This window comes from Pelomonas sp. BJYL3, assembly GCF_027257975.1.
Classification (GTDB): Bacteria; Pseudomonadota; Gammaproteobacteria; order Burkholderiales; family Burkholderiaceae_C; genus Roseateles_B; species Roseateles_B flavus.
The window spans coordinates 840528-863952 of the sequence record NZ_JANZKX010000002.1; the positions used below are offsets into that span (position 1 = coordinate 840528).

The 23425-nt window shown below is 70.2% G+C and carries 24 protein-coding genes and 1 tRNA gene; 12 read left to right on the plus strand and 13 right to left on the minus strand.

The features are described from left to right. Positions 1-47 precede the first annotated feature (47 nt). Positions 48-500, plus strand: coding sequence for a hypothetical protein (locus O9Y01_RS09255; RefSeq protein ID WP_269631290.1), 453 nt, complete (start codon positions 48-50; stop codon positions 498-500). Beyond that, a complete protein-coding gene (locus O9Y01_RS09260; RefSeq protein WP_269631291.1) occupies positions 497-1402 on the plus strand; it encodes a DUF2145 domain-containing protein in 906 nt (301 codons plus the stop codon). The genes O9Y01_RS09255 and O9Y01_RS09260 overlap by 4 nt, the downstream gene beginning before the upstream one ends. Here the strand turns inward: O9Y01_RS09260 and O9Y01_RS09265 are convergent. Next, positions 1399-1854: a hypothetical protein gene (locus O9Y01_RS09265; protein WP_269631292.1), complete on the minus strand. Its 456-nt coding sequence runs from the start codon at positions 1852-1854 to the stop codon at positions 1399-1401. The two genes, O9Y01_RS09260 and O9Y01_RS09265, sit on opposite strands and share 4 nt — an antisense overlap. 33 nt (positions 1855-1887) lie before the next feature. Between O9Y01_RS09265 and O9Y01_RS09270 the strand changes: the two genes are divergently transcribed. After that, positions 1888-2040 (plus strand): DUF3149 domain-containing protein, encoded by a 153-nt coding sequence (locus tag O9Y01_RS09270; protein ID WP_269631293.1) that lies wholly within the window; start codon positions 1888-1890, stop codon positions 2038-2040. 34 nt (positions 2041-2074) lie between these two features. Here O9Y01_RS09270 and O9Y01_RS09275 read toward each other — a convergent pair whose 3' ends face one another. The 4 genes from O9Y01_RS09275 to O9Y01_RS09290 are packed head-to-tail and all read right to left on the minus strand — an operon-like array spanning position 2075 to position 5162. Beyond that, on the minus strand, positions 2075-2497 hold the full coding sequence (locus O9Y01_RS09275; RefSeq protein WP_269631294.1) for a group I truncated hemoglobin: 423 nt from the start codon (positions 2495-2497) through the stop codon (positions 2075-2077). A 52-nt stretch (positions 2498-2549) separates the two neighbouring features. Further along, a complete protein-coding gene (locus tag O9Y01_RS09280) occupies positions 2550-3455 on the minus strand; it encodes a DUF3034 family protein (RefSeq protein ID WP_269631295.1) in 906 nt (301 codons plus the stop codon). 37 nt (positions 3456-3492) lie between these two features. Then, positions 3493-3939 carry a VOC family protein gene (locus O9Y01_RS09285; protein WP_269631296.1) on the minus strand — a complete coding sequence of 149 codons (447 nt, stop codon included), beginning with the start codon at positions 3937-3939 and terminating at the stop codon, positions 3493-3495. Further along, positions 3936-5162, minus strand: coding sequence for an acyltransferase family protein (locus O9Y01_RS09290; RefSeq protein WP_269631297.1), 1227 nt, complete (start codon positions 5160-5162; stop codon positions 3936-3938). The genes O9Y01_RS09285 and O9Y01_RS09290 overlap by 4 nt, the downstream gene beginning before the upstream one ends. 184 nt (positions 5163-5346) lie before the next feature. Here O9Y01_RS09290 and O9Y01_RS09295 point away from each other — a divergent pair, with 184 nt between their 5' ends. Beyond that, a complete protein-coding gene (locus O9Y01_RS09295) occupies positions 5347-7305 on the plus strand; it encodes an SPFH domain-containing protein (RefSeq protein ID WP_269631298.1) in 1959 nt (652 codons plus the stop codon). On the opposite strand, the gene O9Y01_RS09300 is transcribed toward O9Y01_RS09295, so the two are convergent. Continuing rightward, positions 7290-8030 carry a LytR/AlgR family response regulator transcription factor gene (locus O9Y01_RS09300; RefSeq protein WP_269631299.1) on the minus strand — a complete coding sequence of 247 codons (741 nt, stop codon included), beginning with the start codon at positions 8028-8030 and terminating at the stop codon, positions 7290-7292. The two genes, O9Y01_RS09295 and O9Y01_RS09300, sit on opposite strands and share 16 nt — an antisense overlap. Beyond that, positions 8027-9094: a sensor histidine kinase gene (locus O9Y01_RS09305; protein WP_269631301.1), complete on the minus strand. Its 1068-nt coding sequence runs from the start codon at positions 9092-9094 to the stop codon at positions 8027-8029. Before O9Y01_RS09305 ends, O9Y01_RS09300 begins: the two co-directional genes overlap by 4 nt. A gap of 142 nt (positions 9095-9236) precedes the next feature. On the opposite strand from O9Y01_RS09305, the gene O9Y01_RS09310 reads away from it, so the two are divergent. Beyond that, on the plus strand, positions 9237-10235 hold the full coding sequence (locus O9Y01_RS09310) for a 2-dehydropantoate 2-reductase (RefSeq protein WP_269631303.1): 999 nt from the start codon (positions 9237-9239) through the stop codon (positions 10233-10235). 21 nt (positions 10236-10256) lie between these two features. On the opposite strand, the gene O9Y01_RS09315 is transcribed toward O9Y01_RS09310, so the two are convergent. Continuing rightward, positions 10257-11117, minus strand: a complete 861-nt coding sequence (locus tag O9Y01_RS09315; RefSeq protein ID WP_269631304.1) for an OmpA family protein — start codon at positions 11115-11117, stop codon at positions 10257-10259. Between the two features lie 163 nt (positions 11118-11280). Between O9Y01_RS09315 and O9Y01_RS09320 the strand changes: the two genes are divergently transcribed. Then, a complete protein-coding gene (locus tag O9Y01_RS09320) occupies positions 11281-12498 on the plus strand; it encodes a M24 family metallopeptidase (RefSeq protein WP_332108750.1) in 1218 nt (405 codons plus the stop codon). Positions 12499-12505: 7 nt separating this feature from the next. Here the strand turns inward: O9Y01_RS09320 and O9Y01_RS09325 are convergent, their stop codons facing one another. The 3 genes from O9Y01_RS09325 to O9Y01_RS09335 all read right to left on the minus strand — a co-directional run bounded on the left by O9Y01_RS09325 (position 12506) and on the right by O9Y01_RS09335 (position 13436). Further along, a complete protein-coding gene (locus tag O9Y01_RS09325) occupies positions 12506-12676 on the minus strand; it encodes a hypothetical protein (RefSeq protein WP_269631306.1) in 171 nt (56 codons plus the stop codon). A gap of 39 nt (positions 12677-12715) precedes the next feature. Continuing rightward, positions 12716-12853, minus strand: a complete 138-nt coding sequence (locus O9Y01_RS09330) for a hypothetical protein (protein ID WP_269631308.1) — start codon at positions 12851-12853, stop codon at positions 12716-12718. 91 nt (positions 12854-12944) lie between these two features. After that, positions 12945-13436 carry an Lrp/AsnC family transcriptional regulator gene (locus tag O9Y01_RS09335; RefSeq protein ID WP_269631309.1) on the minus strand — a complete coding sequence of 164 codons (492 nt, stop codon included), beginning with the start codon at positions 13434-13436 and terminating at the stop codon, positions 12945-12947. Positions 13437-13603: 167 nt separating this feature from the next. On the opposite strand from O9Y01_RS09335, the gene O9Y01_RS09340 reads away from it, so the two are divergent. The 5 genes from O9Y01_RS09340 to O9Y01_RS09360 all read left to right on the plus strand — a co-directional run bounded on the left by O9Y01_RS09340 (position 13604) and on the right by O9Y01_RS09360 (position 19273). Further along, the gene (locus O9Y01_RS09340) at positions 13604-14695 is read left to right on the plus strand and encodes a saccharopine dehydrogenase family protein (protein WP_269631310.1); all 1092 of its coding nucleotides are present in this window, start codon (positions 13604-13606) and stop codon (positions 14693-14695) included. Between the two features lie 175 nt (positions 14696-14870). After that, positions 14871-16382, plus strand: coding sequence for an L-piperidine-6-carboxylate dehydrogenase (gene amaB / locus O9Y01_RS09345; RefSeq protein WP_269631311.1), 1512 nt, complete (start codon positions 14871-14873; stop codon positions 16380-16382). A gap of 203 nt (positions 16383-16585) precedes the next feature. Then, positions 16586-17605, plus strand: coding sequence for a 2-oxoadipate dioxygenase/decarboxylase family protein (locus O9Y01_RS09350; protein WP_269631390.1), 1020 nt, complete (start codon positions 16586-16588; stop codon positions 17603-17605). After that, positions 17599-19011 (plus strand): FAD-binding oxidoreductase, encoded by a 1413-nt coding sequence (locus O9Y01_RS09355; protein ID WP_269631312.1) that lies wholly within the window; start codon positions 17599-17601, stop codon positions 19009-19011. Before O9Y01_RS09350 ends, O9Y01_RS09355 begins: the two co-directional genes overlap by 7 nt. Before the next feature lie 177 nt (positions 19012-19188). Then, positions 19189-19273: transfer RNA gene (locus tag O9Y01_RS09360), tRNA-Leu, on the plus strand. A gap of 100 nt (positions 19274-19373) precedes the next feature. On the opposite strand, the gene O9Y01_RS09365 is transcribed toward O9Y01_RS09360, so the two are convergent. Together O9Y01_RS09365 and O9Y01_RS09370 are read right to left on the minus strand one after the other, a co-directional pair. After that, positions 19374-21509 carry a putative bifunctional diguanylate cyclase/phosphodiesterase gene (locus O9Y01_RS09365; protein ID WP_269631313.1) on the minus strand — a complete coding sequence of 712 codons (2136 nt, stop codon included), beginning with the start codon at positions 21507-21509 and terminating at the stop codon, positions 19374-19376. Between the two features lie 86 nt (positions 21510-21595). Then, entirely contained in the window at positions 21596-22081 is a 486-nt protein-coding gene (locus tag O9Y01_RS09370; protein WP_269631314.1) for a GNAT family N-acetyltransferase, read from the minus strand. 163 nt (positions 22082-22244) lie between these two features. Between O9Y01_RS09370 and O9Y01_RS09375 the strand changes: the two genes are divergently transcribed. Further along, complete coding sequence (locus O9Y01_RS09375; protein ID WP_269631315.1) at positions 22245-23423, plus strand: efflux RND transporter periplasmic adaptor subunit; 1179 nt, start codon at positions 22245-22247, stop codon at positions 23421-23423. The last annotated feature ends 2 nt before the right edge of the window (positions 23424-23425 follow it).

The window sequence follows — 23425 nt, forward strand, 5'->3', positions numbered from 1 at the left end:
TGCTGGCCGGCATCCGGAGTTCTCCCTCCTTCGCCTGCCTGACCCTCATGTCCAAGCTGCTTTCCCTCCTCGCCGTCCTGACCCTTGCCGGCCTGGCCGCCTCGCCCCTGGTGGCTCTGGCGGACAGCAGCTCGGTGTCCTCCGTCCTGGACAGCGGCTCGCGGTCGGCGGGCAGCGTGTCCGACTCCATCCAGGGCTCCAGCAACAGCTCGACCGGCCGCCAGGTGGCGGCGGGCGAGTACCGCGTGGTCGAGATCGCCGCTCTGGAGGACCGCCCCGGCCTGGAGCGCGTCCAGATGGAAGGCGAGGGGGGCCGCTTCAGCCTGCTGCTGCCGGCCGCCCTGCGCGAGCGCGAGGCCCTGCGCAGCGGGGACCGCATCGCCGTGAGCACGCCCGCCTATGGCCTGGCCTTTGCCCGCGTGGGCGCCCGGGAGCCCTTCTTCCTGGCCCTGGAAGAGGGCTGGCGCCATGAATTCCAGCGCCGGGCCGTGACGCTGTGAACCCGGCCTGGCGCCGCGGCCTGCCGGCCCTGGCGCTCCTGGTGGGCCTGCTGGCACCGCTGGCGAGCCGGGCGGGTACGGAACTGCTCTGCGCCCGCGAGCGGGAGGCCACTGCGGCCGAGCAGGCACGGGCCCTGCGCTTCAGCGCCGCCCTGCGCGAGCTGATGGAGGCCGGCGGGCAAGACCTGGCCCTCGTCGCCCGCGATGGCCTGGACCTGCGCCGCTGGGGCCAGCGCTACTCCCACGCCGGCCTGGCCCTGCGCGACAACCCCGCCGGCCCCTGGGCCGTGCGTCAGCTCTATTTCGACTGCGACAGCGGCCGCCCCCGTCTGTTCGACCAGGGCCTGGCCGCCTTCGTGCGCGGCAGCCAGCGGCCCCAGCAGGGCTTCATGGCGCTGCTGCTGCTTCCGCCCGAGGCCAGCGCCGCCTTGCATGCGCTGGCCCTGGACAACGCCCGTGCCCTGGACCTGCTGCATCCCGCCTACAGTGCCAATGCCTATGTCTACGGCCTGCGCTACCAGAACTGCAACCAGTGGCTGGCCGAGCTGCTGGCCGCGGCCTGGGGCGGGGCCGGCGACCGCGCCGAGGCCCAGGCCTGGCTGCGCGAGCAGGGCTATGCCGGCACCGTGCTGCAGCTGCCCGGCCGGCCCTGGCTGTGGGTGGCGGCTCTCAGCCCCTGGCTTCATCTGGCCGAGCATCCGGATGAAGACCTGGCCGCCGCGCGCCAGCGCATCAGCCTGCCGCAGGGCCTCATGGACTGGCTGCTGCAGCGCTTTCCCGCGGCACGCCGGGTCGACCTCTGCGAGTCGGCCGAGGGGCTGATCCAGCGCGAGGGCGGCTTCGCGCCGCAGGCGGCCTGCGAGCTGCAGCCCGGGGACCGCCTGCTGGCCGCGCCGGGCTAGCGCGGTCTGCGCACCAGGCGCAGCTTCCAGCCGGCTGCGTCGTCCGGGGTCATCAGGGCGTCACCGGCCCGGCGCGGGCCGACGCGGCCATTGGCCTCGATGCTCACGATGATGCGGCACAGATGGCTGCGCCCCGAGTGGAATTCACAGCGCACGGCTTCCAGCGACGCGATGCGCACCAGGTGCGGGCGCGCCTGTGCCGGCCCCAGTTCCTCGAGGATCTCGGCGTTGCTCGCCGCCACGTGGCGCCGGTAGGCCTGCTCGACCTCGGCCAGGCTGGGCACAGGCACCGGGCGGCGCTCCCAGGGTTCGGCGGGGGCCGGCTGCAGCGCGGTCGCCAGCAGCAGGGCGGCGCCGGACTTGAGCCAGCGCAGAGCCCGGCCGGGCCGGCCGCCACGGGCCGCCCTGCGTTTGCGCCAGGGCAAGGACAGCGCCCCGGCTGAGGCCTTCAATGAAGGTTCCAACAACGACCTCCGGACTCCACCATGAAAGCATTCGAGCTGCTGTTCACCAGCGACGTGGGCCTGATGAGCCTGACCGTGCTGACCATCACCCTGGGCATGGGCGCCTTCTACCTGCGCTACTTCCTCAAGCACATCAAGGACGACGGCGCCGCCGCCGCCCGGCAATCGCGCTGAGGCCTCCGGCCGGCCGTGACAGGCTGTGGTGCGCTCAACGGGTGACGATGTCCCGGTGCATGGGCGCCAGCAGGGCCAGCAGACGGCCCTGCGTGGCGAAGGGCACGCCGGCGGCGTCCATCGCATCCTGCAGGTCCTCGACCAGGGCATTGAAATGGGCCTGGTTCAGGCCCATGGCCGCGTGCGCGTTCTTCATGGTCTCGCCCTCGTAGCGGCAGGGCCCGCCGGTCACCGCGCACAGCTGGTCCACCAGCTGGGTGCGCAGGTACTTGAGGTTGGTCTCCTTGAAGAAGTCCTTGATGCGGGCGTCCTGCGTGGCGCGCTGCAGCAGGCCGTCGACCACCGCCTCCAGCGCGGGCTTGCCGCCCAGCTGGGTGTAGAGGCTGTCGTCGGCGCGCGCGGGCATGGCCTGCAGGGCGCACAGCAGGGCCAGGGCGAGAGGGGCAAGGGCTTTCATGCGGCGGCATCCCTGTTGATGGTGGCCTGTTGACGGTGGCTCAGTCCCTGAGCTAGTAGGCGATCTGGGCCGAGAGGTAGAGCCCGGTCTGCCGGCGCGGCACGACGCCGGGCACGATGGCGCCCAGGTCCACATAGGCGGCGGTCAGCGAGAACTGCTTGCTCGGCGCCCAGGCGATGAACAGGTCCTTCCAGTCCTGCTCGGCCAGGCCCGCGCCCAGGGCCGAAGGGTTGAGCTTGTCCGGCTTGGCCCGGTACTCCACCCCCACGGCCAGCCGCCGGTTGACGAGGTAGGCCATGGACAGCTCCGGCCGCAGGCTGAAGCGGCTGCTGGCCGTGCCGCCGAAGCCCAGCAGGCCGTTCTGGTTGGCCCGCGTGGCGCGCAGCGTCAGGTTCAGCAGGGTGCTCTGGCGCAGCAGCAGCTTGGTGGCGCTGAGGTAGAGCTCGGTGTCATTGGCGCGGGCGCCCAGGCTGGCCAGCGTGGGGGCGAGATCGCCCGCATGGCTGCGCTTGTGCTCCAGGCCCAGGCTCAGCTGGGGCATCCAGCGGTCGCTGTCCAGGATGGCGTCGCCGGCGATGCGCCATTTGGCGCCGAAGATGTCCTGCTTCAGGTGCAGGCCCGGCAGGCCCAGGGCGGTGCCGGTGGGGCCGGTGCTGAAGTCCTGGCGGGCGAGGGACAGCTCGAAGCGGTCGTGCAGGCCCAGGGCCGCGCCATAGACCGTCAGGCCGTAGTCCTGGGTGTGGACCCGCGTGGCGAAGGCGGTGGCACCGAACTCGCCCGGCGCGGCATAGCTGCCGATGAGGGCCCAGGGCGTGAGGCCGCCGCCGGCCGCGCCGTCGATGCTGCTGACGCCGCCCGTGAGGAGCAGCTTGCCCTGCGCCTGCGCCGGTCCCGCGATCAGCAGGGCCAGCAGGGCGGTGGCGGCAAGGGAGGAAGGGCGGTGGAAGCGGGCCGGCATGACACTCCTTCGAAGCTGCTGCGCCGGCCCCGGTGGATCACCAGCTGCCGGTGTTGGGCATGGACACCCAGGGCTCGGCAGGAGCCAGGGCGGGTCCATTCTGCAGCAACTCGACGGAGATGTTGTCGGGGGATCGCACGAAGGCCATGCGGCCGTCCCGGGGCGGGCGGGAAATCGTCACGCCGTGGTCCGCCAGGCGCTGGCAGGCGGCGTAGATGTCGTCCACGCCAAAGGCCAGGTGGCCGAAGTTGCGGCCGCCGGTGTAGGTCTCGGCCGTGCCGTCGGGGGCGGGCCAGTTGTAGGTCAGCTCCACCTGGGGCTGGAAGGGGCCGTCGGCGTCGCCCGGAGCGGCCAGGTAGACCAGGGTGAAGCGGCCGGCCTCGTGCTCGGTGCGGCGCACCTCGCGCAGGCCCAGGGCGTCGCGGTAGAACTTCAGGGACTGGTCCAGGTCGGTGACGCGGACCATGGTGTGCAGGTACTTCATGGCTGCTGGGCGGTAGAGGCTTGGGAGAGTGCCATTGTGGCCTCGCGCGGAGCAGCCTGCCGGCCTGGGGTCTTGGGCGCGGCGATGCCCAGCAGGCGACGCAGGCCGGGGACAGGTCTTGCCAGCCGGTAGACCACGGCGCAGGCCAGGAAGGTCAGGCCGATCAGCAGCAGGGCCTCCAGGCTGTCCGGCAGCTGCAGCGGCTCCAGCAGGGGCGTCAGGCCCACGATCACGCTCTGGTGCAGCACGTAGGCGCAGAAGACGGCGGCGCTCAGGCCGGCGCGCCAGCGGTGATCACGGTCCAGGTGGCGCTTGCCGAAGCCCAGCACGGCCAGCAGGGCCGCGCCTTGCTTCAGGCCGTACAGCAGGCGTTGGGTGTAGAGCACGAACTGCGAGGGGTCGTGGTCGACGTAGTGCCGGATGTAGAGGCCGAAGCCCAGCCAGCCCGCCAGGAAGACCGCCAGGGCCGGCCAGCGCAGGCGCTCGGCCCAGGTCCACAGCGCCGGGGCCTGGGAGGCCGCCATCCAGCCGACCAGGAAGAGCCACAGCGAGACCATGTGGTTGTACCAGTCCCAGGTGAGGTTGTGGGTGACGGGGAAGAGGCCGTAGAAGCAGCGGGCGGCCATCAGGGGCAGGCACAGGCCCGCCAGCCACAGGCCGCCGCGCGGGCCCTGCAGGCCGTGCTGCAAGACCTGACCCCCGCGGGCCAGGGGCTTGGCCAGCATCGCCCCCAGCAGACAGTAGATCCACAGGTAGGGCAGGAACCAGAGGTGGTTCCAGGTGGGCAGGTCCAGGCATTTGCCGCCGCTCTCGCAGAAGCCGTGGTAGGCCTTGAAGTAGAGGCCCAGGAAGTCCAGGTAGCTGCCCGCGTAGCCCAGCTTCTGCACCACCTCCAGATAGGGCTGGATGGGCACGACCACGGCCATGCCGAAGAGCAGGGGCCACAGCAGGCGGCTGCTGCGTTCACGAACGAACTTCCAGCGGCTCTGCAGCTTGCCCATCAGCTGGCTGGCGGCCACGCCGCCGATCAGGAAGAGCAGGCCCATGCGCCAGGGGTTGCTCAGCAGCATGAGGGGCTCGATGGACTCGTGGATCACCGGATTCTTCACGTGCCAGCCCCAGCTCACGTAGTACATGCCCACGTGGTAGGGGATCAGCAGCGCGAAGGCGGCGATGCGCAACCAGTCGATGAAGAGAAGGCGGGAGTGGGGGGCGGTGTTCATGGACGCGATCATCCGTTGCGCAGGGCGCCTCGCCACCGACTGTGGGGCGAGTGGTGGGCGGCCTGGGGTGAGCTGCACGCGCCGCGGCCGCCCTTATGCGTTCCTGATGACCGCGGAGGGACAAACAGGCCCTGGCGACGCAGGCCGAGGGTCTGCCGCCAGGGAAAAGAAAGAGGAGGAATCCATGTCCTGGTTTGAACTGCCCCCCGTACTGCTGTCCCTGCTGCTGGGCTTCGGCGGCATCGGCTTCATCGTGCTGCTGCTGTACGCGGCCGGCATGGTGCGCTACATCCCCAATGACCGCGTCGGCGTGGTCGAGAAGCTCTGGAGTGCCAGCGGCTCGGTGCAGGCCGGCCTGCTGGCGCTGCAGGGCGAGGCCGGCTTCCAGCCCGAGCTGCGCCGCGGCGGCTTCCATTTCTTCACGCCCTTCCAGTACCGGGTGCACATCCATCCCATGGTCTCGGTGACGCAGGGCAAGATCGGCTATGTCTTCGCCCGCGACGGCCTGGACCTGCCGGCCGGCCAGACCCTGGCCAGCAATGCCGCGGTCAGCGACTTCCTGGACGTGCGCAGCTTCCTGAAGCTCGGCGGCCAGAAGGGCCCGCAGCGCAAGGTGCTGCGCGAGGGTACGCACGTGATCAACCCGGCGCTGTTCGTCGTGATGACCGAGGAGGCCACCTACGCGCTCAATATGGACGCGCATGAGCGCAGCTACTACGAGCGCATGCGCGGCCTGCTCGAGGAGCGCAACGCCTTCTCGCCGGTCGTCATCAAGGAAAAGAGCGGCAGCCATGACTCCGACCAGCTGGCCGTGGTGACGGTGCAGGACGGCCCGGCGCTATCGCGCGACGAGTTGCTGGCCCCCGACGTGGGCGATGCCCACAACAGCTTCCAGGAGCCCGAGCGCTTCCTGGCCGCCGGGGGCCGCCGCGGCCGCCAGGAGCGCGTGCTGGTGGAAGGCACCTACTACATCAACCGCCTCTTCGCGACGGTGGAGTTCATCGCCAAGACCATCATCCCCGTGGGCTATGTGGGCGTGGTGGTGTCCTATACCGGCGCGCGGGGCGAGGACGTCTCGGGCAGCGAGTACAGCCATGGCGAGCTGGTGAACGCGGGTTGCCGCGGCGTCTGGCGCGAGCCGCTGATGCCCGGCAAGTACGCCTTCAACACCTACGCCGGCAAGATCGAGCTGGTGCCCACGACCAACTTCGTGCTGATGTGGCAGAGCGGCGAGAGCGGCTCCAGCTTCGACTCCAACCTGCGCGAGATCACGCTGATCACCAAGGACGCCTTCGAGCCGCAGCTGCCGCTGTCCGTGGTGGTGCACATCGACTACCGCAAGGCGCCGATGGTGGTGCAGCGCTTCGGCAACGTGAAGCAGCTGGTGGAGCAGACGCTGGACCCGATGGTGTCCAGCTACTTCAAGAACGTCTCGCAGACGCACACCTTCATCCAGCTGATCCAGTCGCGTTCGGAGCTGCAGACCAATGCCTCGCGGGACATGCGCGAGCGCTTCCTGGCCTACTCGCTGGAGTTCCAGGAGGTGCTGATCGGGACGCCGCGCCCGCAGCCCGGCGACCACAAGATCGAGGCCATCATGGCCCAGCTGCGTGACCGCCAGATCGCCCGCGAGCAGGTCGAGACCTTCGCGCAGAAGGAGATCGCGGCCAACAAGCAGCGCGAGCTGAACGAGGCCGAGAAGCGTGCCGAGAAGCAGGCGGAGCTGACGGCCTCGCTGGTGGACATCTCCATCAAGGAGAACCACGGCGCCGCCGCGGTGAAGGCCGCCGAGAAGCGCCGCCAGGAGATCGAGGCCCTCGCGCAGGGCGAGCGCTACCGCCAGGAGGCCGAGGGCCAGGGCCGCGCCGCCGCCATCCGCAGCGTGGGCGAGGCCGAGGGCTCGGCCATCCGCGCACGCTCCGAGGCGCTGGAAGGTGAGGGCGCCGACAAGCAGCTGATGCAGACCGTCATGCTGCGCCTGGCCGAGGCCTTCGAGACCGCCCGCGTGCCCCTGGTGCCGCAGATCCAGCTGGGCGGCGGGGCCGAAGGCGGCAATGCCTTCTCCACCCTGCTGGGCCTGATGACGGCGCTCAAGGCGCGCGAGCTGGAAGGCGGCGCCGCCGCCGCTCAGCCGCGCAGCTGATCGCGGTAGTTGCGCGAAACCCGCAGCTGCTGGCCCCCGCGCAGGGTCAGCAGCGCCTCCCCATGCGGCAGGGCCTCGATGCTGTCGATGTGAGCGGGGTTGACCGCATGGCTGCGGTGAATGCGCAGGAACTGGCCGGCCACCGCCGGATGCTCCAGGAAGGCGCTGAGCGTGCGCCGCTCCAGATAGCTGTGGGGCGGGGCGTGCAGCTCGATGTAGTTGTCCGCCGCGGACACCCACTGCAGCTCGGCCAGCGGCAGCTTGAGCAGCTTGCCCTGGCGCTGCACCAGCCAGTGGCCGGACGCCGGCTGCAGCTGCTGCAGGGCCGCGATCAGGCCACCGCGCGCACTGGCCGCCGCCGGCTGGGCCGGGTTGAGCCGCCCCTGCAGGCGTTGCAGGGCTGTGGCCAGGCGCTCGGGGCTGCAGGGCTTGAGCAGGTAGTCCACCGCATGCAGGTCGAAGGCCTGGACCGCATGCTGGTCGAAGGCCGTGCAGAAGATCACCGGCAGCTGCTCGGGCAGCTGCAGGGCCAGGTCCAGGCCGCTCTGGCCGGGCATCTGGATGTCCAGGATCAGGGCCTGGATGTCGGGGTGGCGGCGCAGCTGTTCCAGCGCCTCCTCGCCATCGCCCGCCTCGCCGATCCACTGCACCTGCGGGTGCTCGGCCAGCAGGCGGCGCAGGCGGGCGCGGGCCGGCGGCTCGTCGTCAACGATCAGCAGCTTCATGCCAGCGCCTCCCGCCGGGGCAGCCACAGGCGCAGCAGCGTGCCGCCCTGGTCGGGGCCGATCCAGAGCTGGGCCTCCTCGCCATAGGCCATGCGCATGCGCTCGCGCAGATTGCTCAGGCCCAGGCCGCCGGCGCGCTCCACCTGCTCGGCGCTGACGCCGCTGTTGCGGATCTCCACCTGCAGGCCGCCGTCCACCGCCTGGCTGCGCAGCGCGACCTCGACGGCACCGCGGCTCAGCGCCACGTCATGCTTGACGGCGTTCTCCACCGGGTTCAGCAGCAGCAGCGCCGGCAGGGGCCAGGTCTCGGTGCCCGGCGCCAGCTCGATGTGCACCTGCAGGCGCTCGCCGAAGCGGGCCTGCATGAGGGCCAGGTAGGGCTGGATCAGGGCCATCTCCTCGGCCAGGGTCTGCCAGCCGCGCTGCTGGGCCGAGAGCGAGGCGCGCAGCAGGTCCGAGAGCTGGCACAGCAGGCGGTCGGCGCGGCCCACGTCCTCGTACATCACCGAGGCGATCAGGTTGAGGCTGTTGAAGAGGAAGTGCGGTTGCAGCTGCTCGGCCAGGCGCGCCAGCTGGGCCTGGGCCAGCTCGGTGCGCATGCGGGCCATCTCCAGCGCCGTCTGCTGGCCGCGCAGGTGCACCCACAGGGCCTGGCACAGCAGCACATTGGTGACGTAGAAGACCAGGTCCTTGGCCGCCTCGTAGCCCAGTACCTGCCAGGCGTTGCCGGGCTCGTAGTCCACCGAGGTCAGCGCGTAGACGGCGAAGCGCAGGCCGAACATGCCCACGACGTGCAGCACGGTGTAGACCGCATAGCCCAGCGCATGGCGGGCGATCAGCGCACCCAGACCGCGGCCCAGGCTGGCCCGGTGCCAGCGGAAGATGAGCGGCAGGAGCCCGGCCACGACCAGCACGGAGCTGAACTCCCACAGGAAAGGCTCCCAGGCATGCCGGCCGCCATTGCGCAGGTAGTGCTGCAGCTCGGCCACGGCAAAGAAGAGGGCGACCCCGGTCAGGAGGCAGGCGTAGATCCACCAGAAGCGGCGGGGGAGCGTCAGGGGCACGGGGTCCGTCATGGGCGGCCACGATAGCAGCGTGCCAGGTCTTGCCAAGGCGGTTCATCCCAGGGGGCGGCCGTCTCGTCCCAGGGGCGGCGCCGCGGCCCGCGCGTAGACTGCGCGCAGCATTCCGGCAGTAGGAAGAGAAATGAAGAAGATCTGCATTGTGGGCATGGGCGCCATCGGCGGCTGGGTGGCGGGGCATCTGGGCCACCGCCTGGGCGGCGAGGTGCAGCTCAGCGCCGTGGCCCGCGGCGCCACCCTGGCCGCCTTGCGCGCGCAGGGCCTGCGCATGGACACCGTCATCGACGGCACGCCGCAGCGCGTGACCGTGCCGGTGAACGCCTCCGAGCGCCCCGAGGACCTGGGCCCGCAGGACCTGATCGTGCTGGCCGTCAAGGGCCCGGCCCTGGCCGAGGTGGCGCCCCTGGTGGAGCGCCTGCTGGGCCCGGAAACCCGCGTGCTGGTGGCCATGAACGGCGTGCCCTGGTGGTTCTTCCAGCAGCTGGAGGGCCCTTGCAAGGGCCTGCAGCTGCAGGCCGTGGACCCGGGCGGTCGCGTGGCCGCCCTGATTCCGGCGCAGCGCGTGATCGGCTCCGTCGTGCATGCCAGCTGCGCCACGCCGGAGCCCGGGCTCGTGAAGCATGTGATGGGCATGGGCCTGATCCTGGGCGATCCGGCCGGCGGCGAGCCCGCGCACATTGCCGAGTGGGCCGCCCTGTTCCAGCGCGCCGGCTTCAACGCCACGGTGTCTCCGCGCATCCAGAAGGACATCTGGTACAAGCTCTGGGGCAACATGACCATGAACCCCATCTCGGCCCTGACCGGCGCGACCTGCGACCGCATCCTGGACGACGAGCTGGTGCGGGGATTCGTGAGCGCCGTGATGCGCGAGGCCTCGGCCATCGGAGACGCCATCGGCTGCCCCGTGGGCCAGACGCCCGAGCAGCGTCACGAGGTGACGCGCAAGCTGGGCGCCTTCAAGACCTCCATGCTGCAGGACGTGGAGGCGGGCCGCAAGATCGAGCTCGACGCCCTGGTGACCGTGGTCCGCGAGATCGGCCAGCACATGGGCCAGGCCACGCCCAGCATCGATGCCATGCTGGGGCTGACCCGCCTGATGGCGCAGACGCGCGGCCTGCTCTGAGCGCCGCGCCAGGGGCCTGGCTCAGCCCTTCCTGACCAGCTCCACGCGGCGGTTCTTGGCCCGGCCGGCGTCCTTGCGGTTGTCCGCGATCGGATAGGTCTGGCCATGGCCCACGGCGCTCAGGCGCTTGGCGTCGATGCCCTGGGCGACCACGGCCTTCATCACCGCCTCGGCGCGGGCCTGGGACAGGCGCTGGTTCTCGGCGGCATTGCCGGTGTTGTCCGTGTGACCTTCGATGGAGAGCTTCAGCTGCGGCTCGTCGCGCAGCAGGGTGACGATCTCCTTCACCACGCCTTGGCCCGCCGGCAGAAGCTCAGCCTTCGCGGTCTCGAACTCGATGTAGAGCGCCACGTCGCCTTCCGCCTTCAGCGCATTGGCCATGTCCTTGGCTGAAATGGTGACGGTGTTCTCGCGCTCGGCTTCCTGGACGACGACCAGCGTGTAGTAGCCCTCGAAGTTGTCCTTCAGCACCAGCCAGTCATTGCCGCCATCGGGTCGACCGAAGCGGTAGATGAAGGGGCCGCTGGAGCCCTTGGCCTGGTTGATGAGCTGGCCGCCCCGGCGTTTGGCCACCTCGGCGTACTCGCGGGCCACGATCTCGGAGCCCACGACCTGAGCCTTGTCATTGGCGAAGATGTTGAGTTCGCGGACGCGCCCGGTGAGTTCGATGTCTGCGTGCTTGCCGGCCGGTGTCGACCCGCAATAGCTGTTGCCGCAGACGGCCCAGACCTTGTGCACTTCCATGGCCTTCGTCTTGTCGAACTTGACTTGGTAGCCCTTGACGGGTGAGACCTCCAGCGCCCGGCTCGGCATCGAGCTCAGCAAAAGGGCCAGGGGCAGCAGGCAGGCGGTCAGGGCACGACGCATGGTCAGGGGGCTCATGAAGAAGGCGCCGGATTGGCGCGGGAGGCACGATAGGGGCGAGCGCGGGTCCCGGCCCATCCCCCGCGCGGAGGGAAATTGCAAGCAGCGGTGACAGGCCCGGCTGCCTTCTGCTCATGAAGATGGTATTCTGTAAATATATTTAATGAATGGCGGATGGACCATGAAGGCAATCGGCGTTGGCGGGCAGTCTCAGGCGCAGGCACTGGCGGGGCTTGCCCGCATGACGGCGGGCGTGCAGCCCATTGCGGTCGAGGAATACGAGGCGCGGCTGCGCAAGCTGCAGGGCCTGATGCGCGAGGCCGGCGTGGTGGCGGTCTACCTGCATGCCGGCACCAATCTGCGCTACTTCAGCGGCCTGGTCTGGCCGCCCAGCGAGCGCCTGGTGGGCGCCCTGGTGCTGGCCGAGGGCCCGCTGCAGTACCTGGCGCCGGCCTTCGAGGAAGGCACCCTGCGCGACTACTGGCTGCTGCCCGGCGAGATGCACCTCTGGCAGGAGCACGAGAGCCCCTATGCGCTGATGGCCCAAGTGCTGCGCGAGCTGGGTGTCCGCAGCGGCGAGCGCGTGGGCCTGTCCGAGGACTGCCCCTTCTTCGTGTCCGACGGCCTGCGCCAGGCGGCGCCGGAGCTGCAGTGGATCAATGCCCGCCCGCTGACGGCGGCTTGCCGCATGCGCAAGTCAGCGGCGGAGCTGGCCCTGATGCAGCGGGCCCATGACATGACCCTGGTGGTGCAGCGGGCCGCGGCCAGCATCCTGCACGAGGGCATCTCCACCACGGAGGTGGCGGCCTTCATCGACGAGGCGCACCGCCGCGTCGGCGCCAATGGCTCCTACTTCAAGATCGTGCTCTTCGGCGTGGCCTCCTCCTTCCCGCACGGCGTGAAGGAGCCGCAGCTGCTGCGCGAGGGCGATATGGTGCTGATCGACACCGGCTGCCTGGTCGAGGGCTATATGTCCGACATCACCCGCAGCTATGTCTTCGGCACGCCCACGACACGCCAGCGCGAGATCTGGAACCTGGAGCAGGCCGCGCAGGCGGCCGCCTTCGAGGCCGCCCAGCTGGGCCGGCCCTGCCAGGAGGTGGACCGCGCCGCGCGCCGCGTGCTGGAGGCCGCGGGCCTGGGCCCGGGCTACCGCCTGCCGGGGCTGCCGCACCGCACCGGCCACGGCTGCGGGCTGGACATCCACGAGTGGCCCTACATGGTCGAGGGCGAGCTGACGCCGCTGGACGTGGGCATGTGCTTCAGCAACGAGCCCATGATCGTCTGCCCCGGCGAGTTCGGCGTGCGCCATGAGGACCACATGTACATGACGGCCCAGGGCCCGCGCTGGTTCACGCCGCCGATGAAGTCCCTGGACGACCCCTTCGGCCAGGCCTGAGTCCGGCTCAGGCCTGGCGCTGGGCGGTGGGGGCCTGGACGATGTCCGCGTCCCCCTCCAGCTGCCTCAGCATGGAGAAGCCGGCGATGGCCAATGCGGTCAGCAGGGCCCACAGCAGCAGCGAACGCCAGGCGGCGGGGCGGTGCTGGGCGACGATGGGAAGCGGGCGGTAGGACATCGCGAAACTCCTGGGCGATGGAGGTGTCGGGCCGGGCCCTCAGGCCACGGGCAGGGCTTGCTGCAGGCCCCACAGCAGGGCCGGGTAGGCCACGCCCCAGACCAGGGCGACGAGGGCCAGGACCTTGAGCGCGGTGCTCAGGCGGTGTCCACGGTGGGGCGTGATCTGCAGCTTCATGGTGCGCTCCGCAAGGATGAGGGCTGATGCTGCGAAGAACGTGCAAGCCCCATGCCAGGTTGACGGCGGGCGCTGCCTCCACGGGCCGCGCTCAGCCGCCGGCGCTGCGGTCCACGCGCAGGGCCAGCACGACGGAGGTGGTGGTCTTGATCACGCCTTCGGTCTCGCCGATCTCGTCCAGCAGGGCGTCCAGGCGCATGGTGGTGTCGGCGCGCAGCAGGGCCATGTAGTCGAACTCGCCGCTGACCGAGGCCAGCTGGCGCAGCTCCGGCAGGCGGGTCAGGCGCTTGATCACTTCGCGCTGGGCCTTGGCCTGCACGCTGATGCCCACATAGGCCTGCACGCCACGGTCCGCGGCCTCCGAGCCCAGCTTGACGGTGTAGCCCACCACCACCCCTTCCGACTCCAGCCGCGCCAGCCGCGCCACCACCGTCGTGCGCGCGATGCCCAGCTTGCGCGCGAGATTGGCCGTGCTCTCGCGGGCATTGGCCTGCAGCAGGGTGATGAGCTCGCGGTCCAGCTGGTCCCGCGGGGCGGCGAAGGTGCTGGCGGCGGCGGTGGCGGGCGGCTTGCGGGTGCTCATGGCGGGACTCCTGGGAAACCCTTGATTTTTGCTTTTCGTCAAGACGAGGTGACGAATCGTCGAAAGCATAGCCGTTTATGACGATCTCACGCTTTCTTTCGTCAGGGGCTCTTCCTAGACTGCGGGCCAACGCACCCATTCAGCACCCATTCAAAGAGGAGACCTCCATGAAGATCGCACTGCTCGGCGCCGGCCACATCGGCGAGACCATCGCCCGCCTGCTGCGCAACTCCGGCCACTATGACGTGACCGTCTTCGACAAGAACGAGAAGGCGCTCAGCGCTCTGTCCGAAGAAGGCATCAAGGTGCAGGCCGTGCAGGAGATCGGCCCCGGCGCCGCCGCCATGGTGCGCGGCTTCGATGCCATCGTGAATGCGCTGCCCTACCACCTGGCCATCCCCGCCGCCCACATGGCCCTGGAAGCGGGCTGCCACTACTTCGACCTGACGGAAGACGTGGCCGCCACCAAGGAGATCATGCGCATCGCCGAAGGCTCGCGCACCGCCTTCATGCCGCAGTGCGGCCTGGCTCCCGGCTTCATCGGCATCGTGGCCCACCACCTGGCCAAGGGCTTCGACACCCTGCAGGACGTGAAGATGCGCGTCGGCGCGCTGCCGGCCTTCCCGACCAATGCCCTGAAGTACAACCTGACCTGGTCGGTGGACGGCCTGATCAACGAGTACTGCCACCCCTGCGAGTGCATCCACGATGGCAGCAAGATCGACGCCCTGCCGCTGGAAGGCCTGGAGCACTTCTCGCTGGACGGCACCGAGTACGAGGCCTTCAACACCTCGGGCGGCCTGGGCACCCTGTGCGAGACGCTGGCCGGCAAGGTCCAGAACCTCGACTACAAGACCGTGCGCTACCCCGGCCACCGCGACCTGATGCAGTTCCTGCTGGACGACCTCCAGCTGAAGAACGACCAGGAAAAGCTCAAGGACATCATGCGCAAGAGCATGCCCGCCACCATGCAGGACGTGGTGCTGGTCTTCGTGACCGTCTCGGGCATGAAGCAGGGCCGCCTGGTGCAGGAAGTCTTCGCCCGCAAGATCTTCGCCGAGCGTGACGGCGCCCGCCCGCTGTCCGCCATCCAGATCACCACCGCCGCCGGCATCTGCGCCGCCGTGGACCTGTTCCGCCAGGGCAAGCTGCCGCAGCAGGGCTTCGTGCCGCAGGAGGCCGTCGAGCTGCCCGCCTTCCTGGCCAACGAGTTCGGCAAGGCCTATCAGCAGTCGCGGCAAGTCGAAAGCATTGGTTGATGGGCTTCCCCCCTACTGGCTTCGCCAGCCCCCCAGGGGGCGAGCTCGCAGGCCCGGCCAAGCCGGATCCTCGAGCTCCGCGCGGCTGGGTGGGGGACTGCGAAGAGCCATGAATTGACACAGAGCCCCGGCCACATTCGCGTGTCGCCGGGGTCTTGCATTGGAGAATGACGGAATGAACATCACCGATCTGCTGAACGCCTGTGGCGTCCCCGCCGCTGCCTATACGGGCGGCACCCTGTCTGTCCGCTCGCCCATCGATGGCGCCTCGCTGGGCGCCGTGCATGAGGCCTCCGCCGAGGACATGCGCGCCGCGGTCGAGCGCGCGCATGCGGCCTTCCTCGAGTGGCGCACGGTGCCGGCGCCCAAGCGCGGCGAGCTGGTGCGCTTCTTCGGCGAGGAGCTGCGCACGCACAAGATCGACCTGGCCCGCCTGGTCTCGATCGAGGCCGGCAAGGTCGCCAGCGAAGGCGAGGGCGAAGTCCAGGAGATGATCGACATCTGCGACTTCGCCGTCGGCCTCTCGCGCCAGCTGCATGGCCTGACCATCGCCAGCGAGCGCCCCGGCCACCGCATGATGGAGCAGTACATGCCCCTGGGCGTGGTGGGCATCATCTCGGCCTTCAACTTCCCCGTGGCCGTGTGGGCCTGGAACTCGGCCCTGGCCCTGGTCTGCGGTGACACCTGCCTGTGGAAGCCCTCCGAGAAGACCCCGCTGACGGCCCTGGCCACGCAGGCCCTGTTCGAGAAGGCCGTCGCCCGCTACGTGGCCGCCGGCCACAAGGCCCCGGCGAATCTGTCGCAGCTGCTCAACGGCGGCGCGGCCGTCGGCGAGGCCATGGTCGACCACCCCAAGGTGGCGCTCGTGTCCGCCACCGGCTCGACCCGCATGGGCCGTGCCGTGGGCCCGCGCGTGGCCGCGCGCTTCGGCCGCTGCCTGCTGGAGCTCGGCGGCAACAACGCCATCATCGTGACCCCCAGCGCCGACCTGGAACTCGCCGTGCGCGGCATCCTCTTCGGCGCCTACGGCACGGCCGGCCAGCGCTGCACGACCACCCGCCGCGTGATCGCCCATGAAAGCATCCATGACGAACTGGTGGCGCGCCTGGACAAGGCCCGCGCCCAGCTGCGCATCGGCAACCCGCTGGAAGCCGGCACCCTGATCGGCCCGCTGATCGACAAGGCCAGCTTCGACGGCATGCAGGCGGCCCTGTCCGCCGCCCGCGAGCAGGGCGGCCAGGTCAGCGGCGGTGAACGCGCCCTGGCGGATCAGCTGCCGAACGCCTGGTACGCGGTGCCGGCCCTGGTCCGCATGCCGGCCCAGACCGAGATCGTGCGCCACGAGACCTTCGCGCCCATCCTGTACACGCTGAAGTACAAGACCCTGGACGAAGCCATCGCGCTGCAGAACGACGTGCCGCAAGGCCTGTCCTCGGCCATCTTCACGAATGACATCCGTGAAGCCGAGCTGTTCGTCTCGGCCTCGGGCTCGGACTGCGGCATCGCCAACGTCAACATCGGCACCTCGGGCGCCGAGATCGGTGGCGCCTTCGGTGGCGAGAAGGAAACCGGCGGCGGCCGCGAGTCGGGCTCCGACGCGTGGAAGGCCTATATGCGCCGCACCACCAACACGGTGAACTACTCGCGCGAGCTGCCCCTGGCCCAGGGCGTAAGGTTTGACGTTTAACCCCCCTCCCGGCGAGGAGCCGGACCCGCAGGTCCGACGCGGCCTGCAAGGCCACCCGTAGGCCCGGCAGAGCCGGATCCTCGGGCGCCGTTGGGGGCGGTGGGCTTCGCCACCGCGCTGAATCATTTTGAGCTCTGCCGGCCTGCTGCAAGCAGGCTGGGCGGAGCCTTGCCTGAATCGATTGTTTTGGAGTGCTGGACATGATGGACACGGCCCTGTATCGCCTGCTGGCGAGTGCGATGGGGGAGAACGCGGCGCGGGAGACCTTCGCGCAGCTGGAGGTGGCGCCTGCCCTGCTGAAGCCGGCGGGCGAGACGGTGTCGCGCGCCGAGCTGGCGCAGGCGCTGAACATGGCGCTGTTCCGTGACGTGACGCTGCGCGTGCCGGCGGCGGCGGCCTATGTGGCGGACCAGCAGCGTGCGGGCCAGAAGCTGGTCTTCGACCACGGCGCCCTGCGCACCGTCGCCTGGCCCAGCGGCGCGCTGCCGCCCGGCGAGGCGGCGATCACCCGCGTGCTGCGCCCGCTGGGCTTCGAGCTGGCCTCGCCCTATCCGCTGCCCAAGCTGAAGATGACGGGCCGCGCCTGGTGCCATGCGGACCACCCGGAAGACATCGCCCAGTTCTTCGTCTCCGAGCTGCATCCCGAGCTCTTCTCCAAGGGCTTCCAGGCGGCCGTGACGCGCGTGCTGTCGACCTCGCGCGACCCGCTGCAGCCCTCGGACATGGCCCTGCTGGAGCAGCTGGCGCGCGATCGCTGCCTGCCCTGGCCCGCCGCGCTGCAGCTGCTGCCGGCCATGATCCGCTGCTTCGACCGCCAGCACGGCCTCTTCCCGCTGGAGGACTACCAGGCCCTGCTGCTGGAGTCTGCCGAGATGGCCTGGATCGCCACCGAGGGCAATGCCTTCAATCACGCGACGGACCGCGTGGTCGACCTCAACGCGCTGGCCGCGACGCAGAAGGCCCTGGGACGCCCCATCAAGGACCGGATCGAGGTCTCGGCCTCGGGCCGCGTGCTGCAGACGGCCTTCCGCGCCGCCCAGGTGCGCCGCGAGTTCCTCAGCGAGGGACGTGTCGTCGGCATGGAGGTGCCGGGCTCCTTCTACGAGTTCATCCAGCGTGGACGCGAAGGCGACAAGCTGGACCTGCGCTTCGATGCGGCCAATGCCACCGGCATCTTCAAGATGACGGCCGGCGCGGCGACGGAGGAGGCGGTGGCGTGCTGAACGCCACCCACCCGTGCGCCGACTTCCTGCGCGCCGCCGCCACGATCTGCGGTGAGGGTCAGGTCGTGCCTGGCTCATCCATTGAGCCACGCTACCTGGAGCCTGCACGCTACGCGCCGGGCCGTGCCGCGGCCCTGCTGCGGCCCGGCAGCGCGCAGGAGGCCGCGCAGCTGCTGCCCCTGTGCGCAGCCCATGGCCTGCGGGTGGTGCCGCAGGGCGCCCACACCGGACTGGTGCGCGCCGGCACGCCGGACGACGCCGAACGCGAGGTGCTGCTCTCCACCGAGCGCCTGCGCGAGGTCTTCGAGTTCGATGCCTGGGACCGCACGCTGCGCGTCTCGGCGGGCTTCCGCCTGTCCGAGCTCAATGAGCGCCTCGCCCCGCACGGCCTGATGCTGCCCATCGACCTCAGCGCCGATCCCAGCGTGGGCGGACTGGTGTCGCACAACACCGGCGGCACACGGATGCTGCGCTACGGCGATGTGCGCGCCAACACGCTGGCGCTGCGCGTGGCGCTGGCCGACGGGCGGATCGTGCAGCTGGGCCAGGGCCTGCAGAAGGACAACGCCCAGCTGGCCCTGCACCAGCTCTTCATCGGGGCTTCCGGCGCGCTGGGCCTGGTGCTGGAGGCCACGTTCCGTCTGGCCGCACTGCCGCGCCAGCAGGCCGTCGCGATGATCGCGCCTCGCCGCCTGGACGACGTCTTCCCCTTCTACCAGCGGGTGATGGCCCGCTATCCCGGCCTGGTCTCGGCCTTCGAGGCAATCTCGCGCGAGGCTTTCGCCGCAGCCCTGGGCAGCCCGGACGATGCGCAGCGTTGGTTCGGCGGGCAGCTGCCGGACTACGCCCTGCTGCTGGAACTCTCCAGCGAGCTGAGCGCAGGGCAGCTGGACCTGCAGGCCCTGCTGCAGCAGCTGCTGGAGGACGAATTCGGCGAGGCCGTGGTCGATGCCGTGCTGGGCGCCGACGCCGACTGCTGGCACCTGCGCCATCACATCAGCGAGGGGCTGCGCCGCCAGGGCAAGGTGGTGGGCTTCGACCTGTCCCTGCCTCGCGCACGCTTCATGGCCTTCCGCGAAGCCGGCCGCCGCTGGCTGGCCTCCCGGTTTCCTGCAGCCCGGCTGGCGGACTTCGGCCACCTGGGCGACGGCGGCCTGCACTTCAACCTGGTCTGGCCCAGAGAGATGCCCCTGGACGAGGCCGCCCTGCGCGAGGGCGTCTACGCGCTGGTGCGTGCCCATGGCGGCAGCATCAGCGCGGAGCACGGCGTGGGTCCGCAGCTGCAGCAGGCCTACTGGCGGCACAGCGATCCTGCGGTGCTGGCCCTCAGCGGCAGCCTGCAGCGCAGCCTGGATCCGCAGGCCCTGCTGGCCCATACGCAATGGGGCCCGGCGCCGCAGCCCTGAAGTCAGGCGGAGGTTAGGTGGCGATTAGGCGGCGGTTAGGCGGCGGCCACGGGGCGCTGCGGCCGCTGCAGGTGGGGCGACGCGGAGATTTTTGAAAATTTTTTCAAAAGTCCCTGGTAATCCAAAAATCTGATGCTATAGTAGCGGTCTTCGCTGCTTAAACAGCAACGAAGCAAAGCCCAGGTGGCGGAATTGGTAGACGCACTAGTTTCAGGTACTAGCGGGTAACTCCGTGGAGGTTCGAGTCCTCTCCTGGGCACCAAACAAAAAGGCCAGCACGCAAGTGCTGGCCTTTGCGTTTTCCGGGGCCGATTTTTGATCTCTGCCGGCAAGCGCGCGCTGCAGCGCCGGGCGTCCCCGGCTCACTCCGGGGTCAGGTCTTGCTCCCCCCGCTGCTGCCGCAGCAAGGCCTCCAGGGCCTGCGCCGGCATGGGCCGCGCAAAGAAGAAGCCCTGCCCCAGGTCACAGCCGATGGAGGCCAGCAGGTCTCGTTGCTGCGCCGTCTCCACGCCTTCCGCCACCACGCTCATGCCCAGCTCGTGGGCCATGGTGATGATGGCCCTGCACAGGGCCAGGGCCTTGCTGCCGGGCTCCAGCTCGTGCACGAAGGCGCGGTCGATCTTGAGGCAGTCGATCTCATAGTGCTGCAGATAGGACAGCGAGGAATAGCCCGTCCCGAAGTCGTCCAGCGCGACGCTGAAGCCCGCGCGCCGCAGCGCCATCAGCTGCTGGCTGGCGCCGTCACCGCCTTCCAGCAGCAGGCCCTCGGTGATCTCCAGGGACACCGCATCCCCCGGCAGCCCGGCCTCGACGACCTGGCGCAGCCAGCGCGTGTGCATGCCGGACTCGCTATGGAACTGCACCGGCGACTTGTTGACGCTGACCTGGAACTGCTCGTCGATCTCGGCCCGCCAGCGCTGCACGTCCCGCACGGCCTGGCGGAACACCCATTCGCCGATCTCCAGGATCAGCCCGCTGCTCTCGGCGATCGGGATGAACTCGGCCGGCGACACCGGCCCGCGCTCCGGATGGTGCCAGCGCACCAGGGCCTCGGCCTTGCAGACCCGGCCCCGCCGCAGGTCCACGATGGGCTGGTAGACCACCTGCAGGTTCTCCGCCGCCAGCGCGTCGCGCAGGTCGTTGCCCAGGCGCATGCGGTTCTGGGCCGCTCGCTGCAGCGCGGGGGTGAAGTAGGCATAGCGGTTGCGGCCGGCGTCCTTGGCCACGTAGAGCGCCTGGTCCGCGTGCTTGAACAGCGCCTCGATATGCTCGCCATCATCGGGGAACAGGCTGATGCCCACGCTGGCCGAGACGAAGGCTCGCTCGCCCTCCAGCCGGAAGGGGCTGGCCACGCGCTCGATCAGCAGCTGCACGATGGACTCGATCTCCTCGTGGCCCGACACGGGGCTCAGCAGCACGGTGAACTCGTCGCCGCCCATGCGTGCAACCACGTCGGCCGGGCGCAGGCTGTCGCGGATGCGTTGGGCGGCCTGCTGCAGCAGCAAGTCGCCCTTGCCATGACCGAGGGTGTCGTTGACTTCCTTGAAATGGTCGAGGTCGATGAAGAGCACGGCCAGCTGCGTGCCCTGTTCGCGGGCCCGCCGGATGGCGCGCTCCAGGCGGTCGCGCAGCATGCGCCGGTTGGGCAGGCCGGTGAGCGGGTCGAAGTTGGCCTGCTGCCAGATCAGCACCTCGGCCTCCTTGCGGGCCGTGATGTCGGTGTGCGTGCCGACCATGCGCAGCGGGCGGCCGAGGTCGTCGCGCGCGATGACCATGCCCCGGCTCAGCACCCACTTCCAGCTGCCGTCCTTGCAGCGCACGCGGTGCTCGTTGACGTAGGACGGCGTGCGGCCTTCGAAGTGCTCCATGCGGTCGCGTTCCATGGCGGGCACGTCGTCCGGATGGGTCAGCCGGTCGAAGGACTCGGGCCGTTCGGCAATCTCGTCGGGGTCGTAGCCGTACATCTGCAGGTAGCGCGGCGAGAAGGTCTCGATGCCTTCGTCGATGCGCCAGTCCCAGACGCCGTCCCCCGTGCTCTCCAGGGCCAGCTTCCAGACGGCGTCGGTTTCGCGCAGCTGGGTCTCGCTGCGCTTGCGGGCGTCGATGTCGATGAAGGAGCCCATCCAGCCCTGCAGGCTGCCATCGCTGTCGAGCAGGGGACGGGCCAGGCACAGATGCCAGCGCAGCTCGCCCTTGGCATTGCGCAGGCGCAGGTCGACGTTGAGCGCCTGCCGCGTCGGCCAGGCCTGGGCGAGGGTGGCCAGCTCCTCGGCCGGCATGAAGCAGCGCCAGCCCTGGGCGATCAGCTCGGCCTCGGGCCGTCCCACGTAGGCGAGCAGCGGGCTGCTGCAGGCGCCGAGCTGGCCCTGGGCATTGGCCAGCCACACCAGCTCGGGCAGCTGGTCCAGCCATTGCCGGGCGAGCGCGGGCAGCTTGACGCTGGCGGCCTCGGCCGGCGTTCCTGCCGCAGGGCTGGATGGCTCATGCGGGCGATGCAAGTGTGACCCTCCTCAACAGCTCGGGGCGGCTGGTTTCAGACGCCAGTCTCGCCTGCCAACTGTACGCGCAGCCCCCGGGCGCTCCCTCATGATCCTGAAATGGGCAGCGCGCGGCTCATCTGCAGGCTGTGGACCTGGAAGCCCAGCTGCTCGTACAGCCCGCGGGCGGCCTCGTTGTCCGCCAGCACGTTCAGGCCCAGCCGTTGCGCGCCCAGCTGCGCGGCCTGGTCGAGCAGGGCCTGCAGCGCCCGCCGGGCATGACCCTGGCGGCGATGCTGCGGGTCGATGAACAGGTCATAGAGATGAGCCCGTCCGGACGGCCCCGCATGAAGCCACAGCTGCCCGACGACACCGCCGCGTGCGGCATGAATCTCGAAGACGTGGTGGCCGGGCGTCTGCAGCCCCTGGGGCAGCAGCTCGGCATGGCTGCGCCGCGCCTGGGCCAGGGCCTGCTCCGGTGTGGCGCGCCCGCTGGCCTGCAGATAGTCGGCCAGGCGCGCGATGGCGCCATCCAGCCAGGCGGCGAAGGCCTCTGCGGGCAAGGGGTGGAGGAGGGCGCAGGCGCCAGTCATCGGGCCATCATGCCCCAAGCCACCCCGGCGAGGCAGCATTTCTTTACGCTGCCGTCACGCGGGGCTTGAGCTTTGTCAAGCCGCCGGCGGCCCGCTTGTTTCGACAATGGCTGCATCACCCTTCGAACGGAAGTGCCCTCACATGCGCTGGAGTTGGAAAGTCATGCTGCCCCTGGGCGCCCTGGCCCTGCTGTCCCTGGCCTGGGCCTGGCGCAACTGGGAGGGGCCGGCGGCACGCTGGCAGCAGGTGCAGCCCCGCGAGCTGGTGCGCACGGTGGTGGCCAGTGCCCGCGTGCAGGCGCCGCATCGCGTTGAGCTGGGCGCCCAGCTCACGGGCACGGTGCGCCAGGTGCGGGTGGAGGAAGGGCAGTCGGTGGAAGCGGGTCAGCTGCTGCTGAGCCTTGAATCCAGCGAGGCGCAGGCCAACTGGCAGGCGGCCGAGCTGGCAGTCCAGCAGGCCGAGGCCCGGCTGCGCCAGCTGCTGGAGGTGCAGGCCCCTGCCGCTCGTGAGACCGAACGGCAGGCGCAGGCCAACCTGGCGCAGATCCGGGCCCAGCATGCGCGCCAGGCGGACCTGTTCCGTCAGGGTTTCATCGGCCAGGCCGCCCTGGACGAGGCCAGCCGGGCGCTGCAGGTCGCCGAGGCCCAGGCCCGTGCAGCCACGCTGCAGCGCCAGTCCGGCGATCCGCAGGGCGCGGACCTGGCCCTGGCCCGCAGCACCCTGGCGCAGGCCCGTGCGAGCGCCCTCGCGGCCCAGGCAAGGCTGGAGTACATGAGCCTCAAGGCACCGGTGGCCGGCGTCATCGTCAACCGCAGCGTGGAGCCGGGGCAGGTGGTGCAGGCCGGCAAGGTGCTGCTGCTGCTGGCGCCCGGCGGTGCCAGCGAGCTGGTCGCCCAGATCGACGAACGCAACCTGGGCCTGCTGCAGGCGGGCCAGCCGGCCCTGGCCTCGGCCGATGCCTATGCGGAGCAGCGCTTCGAGGCCAGGGTCAGCGAAATCAGCCCTGGCGTGGATGCGCAGCGCGGCTCGGTGGAGGTCAAGCTGGCCGTCCCCAAGCCGCCGGCCTACCTGCGCCAGGACATGACGGTCTCGGTGGAGATCGAGGTGGCCCGGCGTCCGCAGGCCCTGAGCCTGCCCATGGAGGCCGTGCTGCAGCCCGAGTCGACGCAACCCTGGGTCTGGGTGCTGGATGCCGACGACCGGCTGCAGCGCCGTGAACTGCGCCTGGGCCTGCGGGCCGGTGGCCTCGTCGAGGTGCTGCAGGGGCTCAAGGCCGGCGAGCGCGTGCTGCTGGCGCCGGAGCAGGGCTGGAAGCCCGGCCAACACCTGCGCGGGGCCTGAGC